The organism is Treponema sp. HNW, from assembly GCF_050320395.1.
Lineage (GTDB): Bacteria > Spirochaetota > Spirochaetia > Treponematales > Treponemataceae > Treponema_C.
Window position 1 is genome coordinate 1,694,057 of sequence record NZ_CP144459.1, and the last position, 13,331, is coordinate 1,707,387.

Sequence of the window (13,331 nt, forward strand, 5' to 3'; positions counted from 1 at the left end):
CGTATCGGGTACTTAATAAAAGAGAGGAATTTGCCGATACTGAAAGTGTCTATAATTTGTATTCATGGAGCGGTTATGTCTATAGAACATGAAAACCTTGATATTACTCGGCATCAGGATGAAAACGGACTTGAACAATACGGTGTATGGGTAAAACGAAACCCGGAAGAAGAACTTGCCGAAGAAGTGCGGGAACATCAAGACGACACGAATTCTTCGGATATCTTTCTTGACGACATCGATTTTGAAAATATACCTCATGCGGATATGTCGGACTCGACAATTGCAGAATCGGTTATCGATACCGATTTGAACGATAAGATTGAAGAAGCTTTGGATGCGGAAGAACAGTCCGCTCAAGCCGATACGGCCGAAGATTTTATGCCGGACAGTGCCGCCCTTGAAGATTTTGCCGCGGATCTTGAAGATTTTCAGCTGCCCGAAGAGGAAGGTGACGAACCGCAACACATTCCCTCGGTAGAAGACGCCTTGGAAGAAAAAGACATAGAAACCTTCACTGATACTTCCACGGTGGATATAGACTTGGATGAATACATGGCCGATTCGCAAAATCCCGAAGACAGCCTCTTGGACGAAAAACCCATAGACATGGATCTCTCTTTTGAAGATAATTTTGAAACCATTACGCCCGACTTCCCCAAAGAAGAAGCTCCCGATGAAGCGGGCTTTGAAATTGAAGACGTATCGGATATGTTTTCCGGCGATTCGGACGGAGAAATCCAAACCGAAGAAGTTGCATTGGAAGATTTTGAACAAAGCGATACGGCCGTACCGGAAAACGCTTTTTCCGAAGAAAAAGATGAAATACCCGATATTGCGGAAATACCGGAAATGGCCGAACTCGGCGAAATGGAAGAGTTTGCCCAAGACTCCGCTTATGATTTTCCCGTCGACTTCAGTTCACGTCCCCGGCCTGTTGAAAAACAGGAGCCCGAGGTAAAAGACGGTTCCGCCGATTCCGTTATCGAAAGTATCGATATAAGCGAATTCAATACCGACATCTTTCCGGCCGTTGAAGCTTCCGACCAAACCGAAAAAAGCGCGTCCGAAACGGTATACAACATAGCAGTACAGGCCGACGACGACTCGGATAAGGCCGAAGAAGACGGCGAAACCGAAGTTCCTGCAGCAAATCCGGCAATGCAGGCTATGAGCACCGCCTTATTTGAAAAAATTATCGGCGAATTGTCCTTACTGCGCCGCGACATAACCGACTTAAAAGCCGATTTGGGAGCTTTAAAAAATGCCGAACCCGAATGCGACCGTGCGGAAGAAAAAGTTTCATCCAAGACCGGAGGCGGTTTTTTTGCCGATGATGAAGAAGACGAAACAATTGCTCTTTCCGGCGATGAATTAAACAATATATTGACAAGTGCCGATTTTACCGCAGACGGCAGCGGCGAAGAAGAATCTGAACCCGAATATCTTAATGAAGAAACCGCCGAAGAAAAACCTTCAATGCCTGTATTGAATCTGGAAGAAAAGGAATTGACGGAACCCGCATTGGATGACATCAGGTTCGACCTTCCCGAAAGCGAAAACGAAGAGCATCTGCCCGATGAAATTGCGCTTCCGGTAAGCGAAGACCTTATCGTCGATTCTTCGAATGATGATTTTTTTGCCGAGGACGATACGCCCAAAGATATAGACGATACGGCAATGCACTTTTTATCCGAAGAACCGGCCGAAGCCATTGCGGAAACCGAAATAAACGAGACCGAAAAAGAAGAAACCGATGAAATCGAAAGCATTGACGCCGTCGAAGAAGAGGGTGAAAATGTATTTGAAGACACCGATATAGCCCTTGACGCGGAAGATATCTTCGGCACTGCCGATACGCAAGAGGCCGAAGAAATAATCGAATCGGATGAAGTAATCGAATCGATTGAAAGCGAAGAGGCAATTGAAGAGCCGGCTTTGGAAGCTTACGAAGCCGATAATGAAATCCTTGATGCGCAAGAGACGGAAGTCTTTGCCGCCGAAGAAAATCAAGTCGAAGAAGCGGAAACCGAAACCGAACTTCCCTCCGCCTTCGATATGGATTTTGAAGAAGAACACGAAGAACCCGAGGATTTAACCCAGTTTTCCCCTGTCGGAGAAGTTTTCAACAGCAAACAGTGGCTCAGTGAAGAAGAAGCGGCGGCGGAAGCTGCCGAACAATCGGCCGAAAAAGCGGATGCAAAGGCGTATGAAAAGGCACAAACTTCCGATACGGAAACGCTGCCCTCAACTCCTTCTCCGTCACCGGCCGGCATTCCTCACAATATGCGTGAAGAAATCAAATCCGTACTTGCATACATGGATCAGCTTTTGGAAAATCTTCCCGAAGAGAAAATCGTAGAGTTCGCACGATCGGAACACTTTCCGGTTTACAAAAAACTCTTTACCGAACTCGGATTATCCTGATCGGGTGTACCATGGGCTTATACAGTTTAGCATGTGCCGCTTTAAATACGGGAGCACAAGAATATATCGACACCCTGTTTACGGATTTTCACCGTACGGCCGAAGAAAGCCGCTTGGCACATTTTGCCCTCTTTTTTAAAACGGAAGCCGGGTTTAAAATCCTCTTAAATAAAGGATTTAATGCCGAAACGGTGCGTAAATCCTTGTCAACCGGCGATTTTTGGCAGGGAACGATTCGAGACAGCCGCTGGCATTTTGTACGAGGAGACGCGCTCAGTCCATTTTATCAGCTTTTTTCCGCACAAGACCTTGCATTCGACTGTTTAAGTATCAAAAAAGCTTCACAAGCCGATAAGCCCTTTATCTTTGCCGCTTCGGGGGAATTTTCCGAAACGTATCTGGAAAAACAATTGGATACCCTCCTGCCCTTTATTTCGCGCTCATATAGGGTTTTGGACTCGTTCGGGAAACCCGGTTCCCTTATTTCACACACCGATCCGCTTTTTTTGCAGCGGGCAAAGACATATTTTTCATCGGAAGCGGCCGCCGTGTATATCCTTAAGCTCAATAAACTTTTTGAATCCCTTTTTGCCCTGCTCGGCCCCTCCGACTTTGATTTTATTTCAAGCTGCATAGCGGGAGCGGCATCTTCTTTCGGTACCGGAAAAACCCTCTGCTCGACCGTAGACGAAGAATCCGCCCTCTATATTTTGATACGGGAATCCGAAAGCGCCGATTTTTGCGCACATATGCAAAACGCCTTTTCAAAGATGTTTTCACAAAAACGGGCCGCTCTTATGCATACCGAACCCTCCCGTACCGATTCTCCCCTGTATAAACGGCTTTCACAAGAAATTGCTCTTACAAACGAGTGCTCTTAGCGAAACTCTTAATCGATGATTTATCTTGAAGAGGCAAAAAACGGTTCTCTTACCTGCAGAAAAGAGGGACAATACCTTCATTCAAAATACAATCCGGAAGAAGAAGCCGATAAATTTGCAGCTTCTTTAAAGCCCGATTTTACCCCCTTTTGCATTATAGCGGCAGGCCCCTGTCTTTCCCACTGTCTTATCCCCTTACGCAGGCGTTTTCCTTCCGTTCCCGTCTATGCCGTACACTATGCATCTTTTTTTATTGATAAGACGGCTTGCAGCCGTGATGTCTGGGACGGTATTTTTTGTACCGAACAAAAAAACGAATACGAACTGTCCGAAGAGCTTTTTGAATCGCTTGGAGAAGAACTGATATTCGGGGCCTTGTTTACCCCCTGGCTGCCTGCAGAACGCATATTTCCCGATCAAAGCAGGATTTTTTGGGCAGCGGTAAAACTCATGCTCCGAAAAAGCCGGGATGTATTGGCAACACGTGCTTTTTTTTCGCGTTCCTGGCTGAAAAATACCGTCCGTTTTTTTATACGTACCCGGCATATATGCGGCATCGAAAAAGGCGGTCAAGCCGTTCTTGCCGCCGCTTCGGGGCCGTCTTTGGCAGCTTCAATTCCTTATATAAAAAAGTACCGCAGCTCGTTTTTTCTTATAGGCCTTTCGTCGGCCTTATCGGCCCTCATAGAGCACAATATTTATCCCGATCTTTGTATCAGTACCGACGGCGGTTTTTATGCCGAATATCATTTAAGGGTTTTACAAAAGCTTATCCCGGAAGGCATTGCCCCGCCCCTCGCCGTAAGCGCCGAAAGCCGTATCGCCTCCGCAGTATCCGAGCGGCTTCCCCTTGTTCCCCTGCGTTACAACGACGGCATAGAAAGCCTCTTATTCGATTATTGCGCTATACCCGCCCTTAAGGCCGCAAGAAACGGAAGCGTAAGCGGAACGGCAGCCGAATTGGCTTTAAGTCTTACAAGCGGTCCCGTCTATTTTTGCGGCCTTGATCTTGAAAACGGAAAAGGCTATAAACACGTACAGCCGAATATACTCGAGAAAAACGATGCCCTCGCCGATAACCGCCTTAAGCCCCTGTTAACCCGCCTATCCGTTCCGGCCGACGGAGCGCTTGACATTTACCGGCAGTGGTTTGCCTCCCGCGGCGAAGCCTTTTCCAATCGCTTATGCAGATTATCGGTTCAAGCCTATAAAAAGCGGCTCGGGCCTATACGCGATGTAAGCTGGGACGATATAAAAAGCGATTTGGCCTCATATAAAAAAGAAAAGCCGATACGCATTTATACGGTTAAAAACATATCGGCGGCCGAAAATAAACAAAAGGTGCGTGATTTTTTATATGCCGAAAAAGAGGGGCTTGAGCGGCGAAAGGACAAAGAGCATAGCGTGCAGTGGTATAAAAACTGCGCCCCCCTTGCCTATCTTTCATCCGTAAAGTATCCCGAATCGGCCGAATTTAAAGCCGAACTGGATAAAAAAGTCTTGCACATATTTGAAGAACTGTTTAAGCTGTGTACATGACGGAACGCTCGCACAGCTGCTATGTATCATGGACAAAATCAAAAACGGGGCTTCCCCTCCCCCTTTACGCAGACGGCAAACCCGCGGCATCCGTCTACGACCCGGAAAAAGAAGCTCTGCGTTTTGCCTCTTTGGATGTATTCAAAAATGCGGGCTTTATTTTAATTGCGGGTTTGGGTGCGCGGCTTCATATAAACGAATTGGCTAAATGCCGCCCCGGCTGCCGTATAGTCGTGGTAGAAGCTAATAAGGAATCCGCCGACTTTATCGTAAAAAACGAAATCAAGAGGCCGGACCATGCCGATGTGGATATATGTACCGCCAGTGAAGTCTACGATTTTTTACTGCAAAACTATTTTCCGCCCGTGCACGGCAATTTTTGTCTTTATCCCCTTCGTTCATGGTTACAAGCGCAGCCTGGCCTTTTTGAGTTTATCAAAGCGGAAACCGAGCGAGCGTTGGAGCATATCGCTTCCGATGTTTCAACCCAGGCACGCTTCGGAAAAATATGGCATAAAAACATTATAGACAATTTATCCCTTTATGCCGATATGCAAAGCGAATCAAGGATTGATTTTTTTAATAGCCGTTTTCCCGTGCATAAAACCGCTTTTATCGCCGCGGCGGGCCCCTCACTGGAATCGTGTTTCGAGCCTCTGAAAAAAAAACGGAACTCCTATTACATCATTGCAACCGACACGGCCTTTCCGGCCTTACATGCCCAAGGTATTCGAGCCGACGCCTTTGTATGCATAGACCCCCAGCTTTTTTCGCTCCGGCATCTGTATACCTCTATAGACGATAAAACCCTCTTTGTCTGCGATTCGGCATGCAGTCCCCTTGTGCCGCGTAAAGCTCTGAAAGCCGGAGCCGGCATTCTTTTTTTTAACGGCAATCATCCCCTGTGTATGCTTGCGCACATGTATTACGCCGCCGAAAACCGGGACGAACCTCCGCTTTTTCCCTTTTTCGGCAGTCCCGAAGGAACGGTTACAATAGCGGCTGTCAATTTCGCCTTAAAAGCGGGATTTATGCGAATCGCAACCGGAGGTGCCGATTTTTGTTATACGGACGGCAAAGCCTATACACGGGGCTCCTATTTCGATGCGGCATTCGGTTCTCTGTCCACGCGCCTAAACACGGGCGAACACTTATTTTGTTCCCTCATGTATGCAAAACCCCTTGAAGAGGCCGCTCTTGCAAACAAAAAGCGGTGTTTTACCACAGCCTTACTCAAAGCCTATAGGGAAGCGTTCAACCGCATATCGGATAACCATCCGGGTATGATCTTTCCCCTGGAACAGGAAGGTTTTTACTCCTGCAAGCAGTCTGTAGAGACAAAAACGGCCTTGTATACACATAAACGCGGTTTCGACATACAGGGCTTTGTACACTTTTACGCCGAAGAACTGTACAAGCTTCAAAAGGGCATAAAAACCGATTTTTCTCCGGCCGTATACGCATCGATTTTACCTTACGGAGCCCGCTTTGCCGCTCAAAACGGCTTTTTCGACCTCGATAAAATTATCGATGAAATATTCTTAAAATTTCCGCATTCGCCATAAAAGATCTGTACAATACGCGTCTAACTTGCTATAATATGTAATACTATTTATAGAGCGGGGATTCTATGGGGGAAGGCACAAAGAGCGTACGGATACTTGCAGTTGTTGTTTTATCTTTATTTATGCTGACGATGGTTTATTTTACCGCTTCGGTCATCAAAGGCTTTAAAAACGGCTCATTGCGGGCTGAACGCGATTTTATGCACATTACGGAAACGGCATCTTCGGCTGTCTTTTTTGACACCGATTCCGCCGCATTAAATGAACTTCGAAATATCCTTATAAACAATGAATATGTTGCCGCAGCCCTCGTTTGTTCCGAAAAAAATATCTTTTTTGTCTATCCTGCTTCATCACCCCTTATCGGTATGAATATACAGGGTAAACCCTCGCTTCAAACTTCCTCTCCCATGATACGGATATTCAGTACCCGCCTTGCAGCAGCGCCGGAAGAAGATACAATGCTTACCGTTGCCCTCTATGCCGTTCGCTCGGCCGATATTTACAATCCGGCAAGAATCTCTTTTTTGGTTATATTGGCCGGCTTGGCTGCCCTCTTTGTTATGCTTTTGTTTATTTCAAAAAGCGCTCCCGTAAATCAAGGTGCCGAAAAAGCAGAGACGGCACAAGATTCCGTTTTTCGGATGCAGGAACGGAGCATTCCTTCGGCGCAAGCTCCCGGCGATATTTTCGATAAAAAAGCCGAGCCGGAAGCCGAGCATGCTTTCGAGCCTGCAAAACAGGAAGCCGAACCGGAGCCTTTTTCTCCCCCCGCCGACGTTTCTTCCGGAGAGCCGAGCTTATTCCCTGCCGAATACCATGAAGCCGAAGAACTGAGTACCTACGATGAGCATGAAGCAAAGCTGATAAGGGAAAACATGACAGACCCTTCCGGTCTGTTTTCTCCTGCAACGGGAATGGGTTGGGAACAGTATTTGGAAACCAGACTCGATGCGGAACTTATGCGCTCGGCATCTTCCGAACAGGATTTGGCCCTTGTACTGCTGCGCATACCGGGTATTGAAGGCAACAGACTCATGATGAAAAAAATCGCGGCCGTCCTCCTTGATTTTTTCAAATTCAGGGATTTCGTATTCGAATATAAAAACGACGGCTTTGCCGGCATTTTACTCAACATAAACCTCGATCAAACAATGGTTTTGGCGGAAACCGTTTATACCCAGTTTAAAGAATTGTTACAATCCGAAAATATTCCGTCGAAACTCGCCCTCGGTATTTCCATGCGCAGTTTGCGGCTTCTTCCGGGAAGCAGACTTATAGATGAGGCCGATAAAGCCTTACAAAAGGCCTTTAACGAAACGGGTCTGCCGATTGTCGCCTTCCGTGTAAACCCCGATAAATACCGTCAATTTGTAGCCGATTCGGCACGGGAATCCCGCTGAAAGTCTTTCTGCGGAAATTATGTTTCCGTAAAACGCCGGACTTCAGAACACACATCCTCGGCCGCAGCAAAACAGCGGCGGCTTTCGGGTACGCTGTTTAAAAACAAGGTCCCGTAGGGCATTGAAATAAGACGCTTATCCAAAACACTCACGGCACCCCGGTCGCACGAATGCCTAATGAGGCGGCCGAAGCCCTGCCTAAAACGTATAATCGCTTCGGGTAAACTTAAATCAAAAAAAGAAGATAAGCCGCGAGCATCCATATCTTCGCAGCGCGCTTGAAAAACGGGATCCGAAGGAACCCTGAACGGCAATTTTACGATAATGACCTGAGAAAGGCTTTCTCCCGGTACATCAACCCCTTCCCAAAAAGAATCGGTTGCAAAAAGCACGCTTTCCGTATCTTTTTTAAAGGTTTCCAAAAGACGGAAGCGGTCGTCATCGCCCTGCTTTAAAACCCTAATGCCCTCTTGTGCCAAAATAAGCCGTGCATGGGCACAGGCGGACTGCAGCGATTCATACGAGGTAAAAAGAACAAGTGCGCGGCCTGCAGATGAACGTATAAGACGAACCAGCACCTGCTCAAGCATCTGCTGAAAGCCTTCCTGATTCGGAAGCGGCATATCCGAAACAACGCTCAACAATACATCCTGCTTATAATTAAACGGAGATTCAAAAACGGCGCAGAGTAAACGCTCTTTATCGGAAAAACGGGCTCCGGTCCTCCTAAGCCAATAAGAAAATCCATCACCGGTCTTTGCATTTGACAGGGTTAAGGTTGCCGACGTACATACGACGGTATGTATGGGTTCAAAAAGATTTTCGTATATTCGGGATGACGTATCCAGCGGCGTTTCGTACAAAACCGGATAAAAGCCGCCTTTTTCAAGCGAATGTTTTTCCGCCCAAAACACCGAAGCGGGTTTTTCCTGCCATTGTGCAAAATTCGTACATACGGCAGCGGCATTTTCAAGCCGGTGTAAAATCAGCTTGGTTTCCCATACGCATTGCTGAGACTGTTCTTCATCGTTTATGCCGTCAATCAGATTTCTTACCGAAGCGCAAAGACCGTCCACATCTTTTGCAAGAAGCCGGGCCTTACCGATAAAGTCCGATGCGCGCGCAGCCGTTGCTTCGCAGAGCCTGCATGAAAAGGCCCCGTCAAAAAAAGTCAAAGCCGCATCTTCCATATCGCCGAGGCGCGCCCTTATAAGCTGAATAGCGGCGACCGCTTCCTGAAAAGAATCTTCGGCAGCCGACAATCCCTGCAAATTGCATAAAAGGCCGGCCGCACTTTTTCGCAGCCGGTATAATTTATTTAATTGTTTTATAAAGGTAAAACGGTTTACCGAACTTGAAAAAAAACTTGTCGCCGCGGCCTCAATACCGTGTGCTTCATCCAAAACAAGGCGTTTATAGGGCGGCAAAACGGCGGTATCTGAAAAACCGGCTCCGCTTGAGCGCATTGCAATATCGGCAAACAATAAATGATGGTTTACAATCAAAATGGAAGCTTCCGCCGCTTTTTTACGCATCTTCATAACAAAGCAGGACTCATAAAAAGGACAGCGGTTTGCCAAACAGGCATCGCTTTCCGAATTGACACGCTGCCAAAGTGAAGAAGACGGCATAAAACTCAAATCGGATATACTTCCCGTATCCGAGATTTTAGCCCATTCGGCTATTTCGAGTAAAACTTCCTTTTCTTCATCGAATAAATCCGCTTCATCAAGGCTGTCGCGCAAACGGCGTAAGCAAAGATAATTTTGCCTCCCCTTCATAATGGCTGCTTTAAAATCGATACCGAGTAAACGCCTCAGGGCGGGAATATCTTTTTCGAATAATTGCTGCTGTAAATTGATTGTACCGGTGGAAATAACGGCACGTTCTTTATTTTTTTCCGCCCATAACACGGCGGGAATCAAATATGCAAAAGACTTGCCGACACCCGTGCCTGCCTCAAAAACGCCTATCTTATCTTCATTAAAGGCGGTACAGACATGCCGCAATAAATCGAGCTGTCCTTCTCTTTCTTCAAAACCGGGGAAAATCCTCCGTGCAGGACCGCCTTCAGACAGCCAAGCCGATACTTCAAGAGGATCCAAGGGTATAATATTTTCGGTTTCAACTTCCATAGCCGTATACAAAAAAAGGGTTGTCCGAACCTTTGTTTCGGAACAACCCTCTGCCATCTCCTAGGGGAATTGAACCCCTGTTGTCGGGATGAAAACCCGATGTCCTAACCACTAGACGAAGGAGACATACCGCAATAAGCGACTTGTACATAGTATCAAAATTAAAACTTTATGTCAATAGGCACATATAAAAAAGCGGACGCTTATCGGCATAAAACGATAAACGTCCGCCTGTATTCGGATTGTTTTCTATTCGGAAAACTGTCCCACCAATTCCGGAAAATCAAAGTTTTTTTCAATAAAATAACGCAAGTCGAAATCTTCGTGCGTAACGATTACCAAAATCGTAGCGTGTTCGGCAAGGTATTCGGAAATGGTTTTCATAACCTGCAAGCGGGTTTCAAAGTCTATATGGGCAAAGGGCTCGTCAAGGAGTAAAATATCGGGTTGGGCGGTAAGAGCCCGTGCAATGTCCATACGCTTCATTTCACCCGAAGACAGGGCTTGAGGATGCTTATCCAAGTGTGCAGAGGTAAGCCCCACCTTTTTAAGGTTTTCGGTCAACTCTTCAAGGGTTCCGCCCTGCCCCGCTGCCGAAATCTGTTTAAATGAATCCCGAATGCTCAAGTCGGGGAAAAACGAAAAACGCGAATCCTGCTGTACAACCGTCATACGGCGGCGAAAGGGCTTAAACGCTTTCGGATCCCTTCCCGTTTCTTTCGGTTTGAGGGCAACCAAATCGGAATTTTCCATAAGAATTTTTCCCTTTGTACCGTCAAGAAGCCTCAATATCGCCTTCATTGCACTGGATTTTCCGCAGCCTGAAGGACCGGTAATGCCGTAGACCGTCGAGCGCTCAAACACAAGGCTGAGTCCTTTAAAAGCCGTAAACAAACGCTCACCGAAAATACCGCGTTTCAAATATGTTTGCAGTACGTCCTTTAGCTCGATTGCCGTTCCCGAAGCGCCTTTTTTTGCCTCGGGCTTTTCGTAGCCTTCCATTTCGGGCAGCGTTTCCAAAGCTTCGATTATACCGTTGTCCAATCTAAAAGCCTTGTCCAGCCTAAGCCGTTTAATAAAGTCAAGGTCGTGGCTTACCATAAGGAAGGTTTTATCTTGAGCCGGAAGAATTTCATTATTCAAAAACTCGACAAAATGCTTACGCAGGTTGCGGTCAAGGTTGACCGTCGGCTCATCCAAAAGAATGAGGTTTCCTCTGCGCGACAGCAAAATCATCAAGGTGATGCGCTGCATTTCGCCGCCGGAAATTTCATCCGGATACAGGCGGGCAAAGGCTTCAAAATCGAGTGAAAAATACTTTTTAAGCCTTTCCTGAATAACGGGTCTGCATCCGGGTGCAAGAAGGGCAAGGTTTTGATCCAGGGTTAAAGCCGGATTCATAACCTGAGCGGTTTCCGCCGGCACAAACATGAGGCCGGACTGCGCAATCTGCGTCCACAAGGCGAAATTTCCCTTATGGCCGTCAACATAGGCATCAAAACCGTTAATTTTCATACCGCCTTCAAAGGTAAAAATCTTTGTAGAAAGAATTCCCGCAACGGACTGCAAAAACACCGATTTACCGGTACCCGTAGGGCCCATAATAACGGCCGAAGAATTCCGCTCTATTGAAAAATCGGAATCTTTAAGGAGTACGCGCGTACCGAGTTTAATAGAGAATTTATTAAGCAAAATGGGTATCATGCATTTTCCTCCCTGGCTTCATTCAGCACCATTAAAAAGGCAACGCTGATGGCAACAAGCATAAGCGACGGAATCCAAAACAAAACGGGGTTTCCGCCTTCAAACAAGGCATCGCGGTGCGCGGCTATTAAGGCTCCCGGACTTAAGTGGGCAGGCGTTCCGTAGCTTCCGAAACCGAGCTGAATAATAAAGCCGAATGAGCAGTCCAGTACAAGGGTTTTAAGCAAGATACCCGCCGCAACGCGTCTGAACGTACTTCTCATCATTGCCGTGTTCATAAGAACCGCAAGAATACGCATTTTCGTAAAACCGTAGGAGCGGAAAGACAAGCTGTATTTTCGGTTATACAAATCGATAAGCGGAATGGTGATACTGCGCACCGCTTCCGGCAGGGTTGTCACCGTTGCCGCAAGAACGAATACGATAAGAGACATAACCGCCGAAGCGGCATTCGTATGGCGGGCAAGATAACCGGATACCGGAGCATAACAAAAAAGAGCTACAAGAATTGCCGGTATGGACTGCACCGCATTGAGTATGTTTGCAAAGACTGCGCCCAAACGCATCCATAAAACGCTTAGATAGCCGAGGATAAGGCTTATAAGCATTGCAAAAAGCATTGTGGCAAAAAGCGTAATCGACAGTTCACGGAACGACGAATACAGGGATGTAAAAAAAACGGAGTTCACAATCTCACCCGGCAAAATATGCAAAAAAGATTCAACCGGCAGCCAGGAGATTGCGAGCGGCGACAGCAAAATAACAATACAGATAATTTTCAAGATATTATATAGCTTTTTCATACCATCTCGGATAAATCAAAAATAAAATAGTTTTTACAAAAAAGGCGACTACCGCATTTACACATAACAGAATAAAAACGGAAGCGACAAGCAAGTCAGTATTGGTTGCCAACAGCGCATCAAGCAGGGTACTGCCGAGACCGGGAAAAGAGAACACGATTTCCGCAATGGTAACCGCACCTATAATAGCCGGTACCTTGCCTGCCAGATAGGGAATAAAACGCGGAAGACTTGAAGAAAAAAGATATCCCGAATACGTTTCCGGCAGGGGGAAAAAGCGCCCCAAAGAATGTCCGAGCGTCGAAAAGACAACCGCATGCGTACTTCCGACTTGGCTGAGCATATCGGCTTTCAAAAAGTTTGTCGCATCCCATGACAAACCTCCGAGCACTACGGTAATAAAGGCGATAATGATAAAGGGCGCATCGCTTCCGAATGCATTCGCTAAAACCCAAAAGCCTACAAACAGGGGAACCGCCGCCAAAACCGACGACAAGAGGCTTACAACGCTCCCGAAACGCTCAGTGCTGCGGTTTTTATGATGTTCGGCCACATAGCGCCCCGTTACGGCATAAGCCGAACCGGACAGGGCGATAAGGGTTAAAATCACAAGCGAAAGCATGGTCAACGGCAGCGACACCGCCGCCGCCGAAGCTATAATTTGACCGGAACTGAATCCCGGGTGTGCGGCGGAAAAATCTTCCGAACCCGTAATCAGGAGAAAAAAAGATTTTGCCGCCTCTCCGTAGCTTTCAATCGGCGCACCGATTGAAAGCAAATAAGATGCCGATAAAAGCAGGGTCCCGGCCACGGCAAATACAATGCCGTGGATTATGAATTCTTTAAGTAAAAAACGTAAAAAACGCATATGCAG

General features: G+C 46.9%; 9 protein-coding genes and 1 tRNA gene. 5 read left to right on the forward strand and 5 right to left on the reverse strand.

Annotated features, from left to right (window positions below):
• Positions 1–75: 75 nt before the first annotated feature.
• The 5 genes from V1L52_RS07815 (at position 76) to V1L52_RS07835 (ending at position 7,815) form a co-directional block, all read left to right on the forward strand.
• Positions 76–2,427, forward strand: coding sequence for a hypothetical protein (locus V1L52_RS07815; protein WP_428768516.1), 2,352 nt, complete (start codon positions 76–78; stop codon positions 2,425–2,427).
• Positions 2,428–2,438: 11 nt separating this feature from the next.
• Positions 2,439–3,308, forward strand: a complete 870-nt coding sequence (locus tag V1L52_RS07820) for a hypothetical protein (RefSeq protein ID WP_428768518.1) — start codon at positions 2,439–2,441, stop codon at positions 3,306–3,308.
• Positions 3,309–3,323: 15 nt separating this feature from the next.
• Entirely contained in the window at positions 3,324–4,847 is a 1,524-nt protein-coding gene (locus V1L52_RS07825) for a 6-hydroxymethylpterin diphosphokinase MptE-like protein (protein ID WP_428768520.1), read from the forward strand.
• Positions 4,844–6,412, forward strand: coding sequence for a 6-hydroxymethylpterin diphosphokinase MptE-like protein (locus tag V1L52_RS07830; RefSeq protein ID WP_428768522.1), 1,569 nt, complete (start codon positions 4,844–4,846; stop codon positions 6,410–6,412). Before V1L52_RS07825 ends, V1L52_RS07830 begins: the two co-directional genes overlap by 4 nt.
• A gap of 65 nt (positions 6,413–6,477) precedes the next feature.
• A complete protein-coding gene (locus tag V1L52_RS07835; protein WP_428768524.1) occupies positions 6,478–7,815 on the forward strand; it encodes a diguanylate cyclase domain-containing protein in 1,338 nt (445 codons plus the stop codon).
• Positions 7,816–7,832: 17 nt separating this feature from the next.
• Here the strand turns inward: V1L52_RS07835 and V1L52_RS07840 are convergent, their stop codons facing one another.
• From V1L52_RS07840 to V1L52_RS07860, 5 genes are all read right to left on the reverse strand, one after another.
• The gene (locus tag V1L52_RS07840) at positions 7,833–10,007 is read right to left on the reverse strand and encodes an ATP-dependent DNA helicase (RefSeq protein ID WP_428768526.1); all 2,175 of its coding nucleotides are present in this window, start codon (positions 10,005–10,007) and stop codon (positions 7,833–7,835) included.
• Positions 10,005–10,076: transfer RNA gene (locus V1L52_RS07845), tRNA-Glu, on the reverse strand. Before V1L52_RS07845 ends, V1L52_RS07840 begins: the two co-directional genes overlap by 3 nt.
• A 123-nt stretch (positions 10,077–10,199) precedes the next feature.
• Positions 10,200–11,654, reverse strand: coding sequence for an ATP-binding cassette domain-containing protein (locus tag V1L52_RS07850; RefSeq protein ID WP_428768527.1), 1,455 nt, complete (start codon positions 11,652–11,654; stop codon positions 10,200–10,202).
• Complete coding sequence (locus tag V1L52_RS07855; protein ID WP_428768529.1) at positions 11,651–12,457, reverse strand: hypothetical protein; 807 nt, start codon at positions 12,455–12,457, stop codon at positions 11,651–11,653. Before V1L52_RS07855 ends, V1L52_RS07850 begins: the two co-directional genes overlap by 4 nt.
• Positions 12,441–13,325: an ABC transporter permease subunit gene (locus V1L52_RS07860; protein WP_428768531.1), complete on the reverse strand. Its 885-nt coding sequence runs from the start codon at positions 13,323–13,325 to the stop codon at positions 12,441–12,443. Before V1L52_RS07860 ends, V1L52_RS07855 begins: the two co-directional genes overlap by 17 nt.
• Positions 13,326–13,331 lie beyond the last annotated feature (6 nt).

Bases quoted from the DNA above. Each gene is read 5' to 3' on its own strand.
- V1L52_RS07850 (WP_428768527.1), bottom strand. From the start codon at position 11,654: ATGATACCCATTTTGCTTAATAAATTCTCTATTAAACTCGGTACGCGC.
- V1L52_RS07855 (WP_428768529.1), bottom strand. From the start codon at position 12,457: ATGAAAAAGCTATATAATATCTTGAAAATTATCTGTATTGTTATTTTG.
- V1L52_RS07830 (WP_428768522.1), top strand. From the start codon at position 4,844: ATGACGGAACGCTCGCACAGCTGCTATGTATCATGGACAAAATCAAAA.
- V1L52_RS07860 (WP_428768531.1), bottom strand. From the start codon at position 13,325: ATGCGTTTTTTACGTTTTTTACTTAAAGAATTCATAATCCACGGCATT.
- V1L52_RS07840 (WP_428768526.1), bottom strand. From the start codon at position 10,007: ATGGCAGAGGGTTGTTCCGAAACAAAGGTTCGGACAACCCTTTTTTTG.
- V1L52_RS07815 (WP_428768516.1), top strand. From the start codon at position 76: ATGTCTATAGAACATGAAAACCTTGATATTACTCGGCATCAGGATGAA.
- V1L52_RS07825 (WP_428768520.1), top strand. From the start codon at position 3,324: ATGATTTATCTTGAAGAGGCAAAAAACGGTTCTCTTACCTGCAGAAAA.
- V1L52_RS07835 (WP_428768524.1), top strand. From the start codon at position 6,478: ATGGGGGAAGGCACAAAGAGCGTACGGATACTTGCAGTTGTTGTTTTA.
- V1L52_RS07820 (WP_428768518.1), top strand. From the start codon at position 2,439: ATGGGCTTATACAGTTTAGCATGTGCCGCTTTAAATACGGGAGCACAA.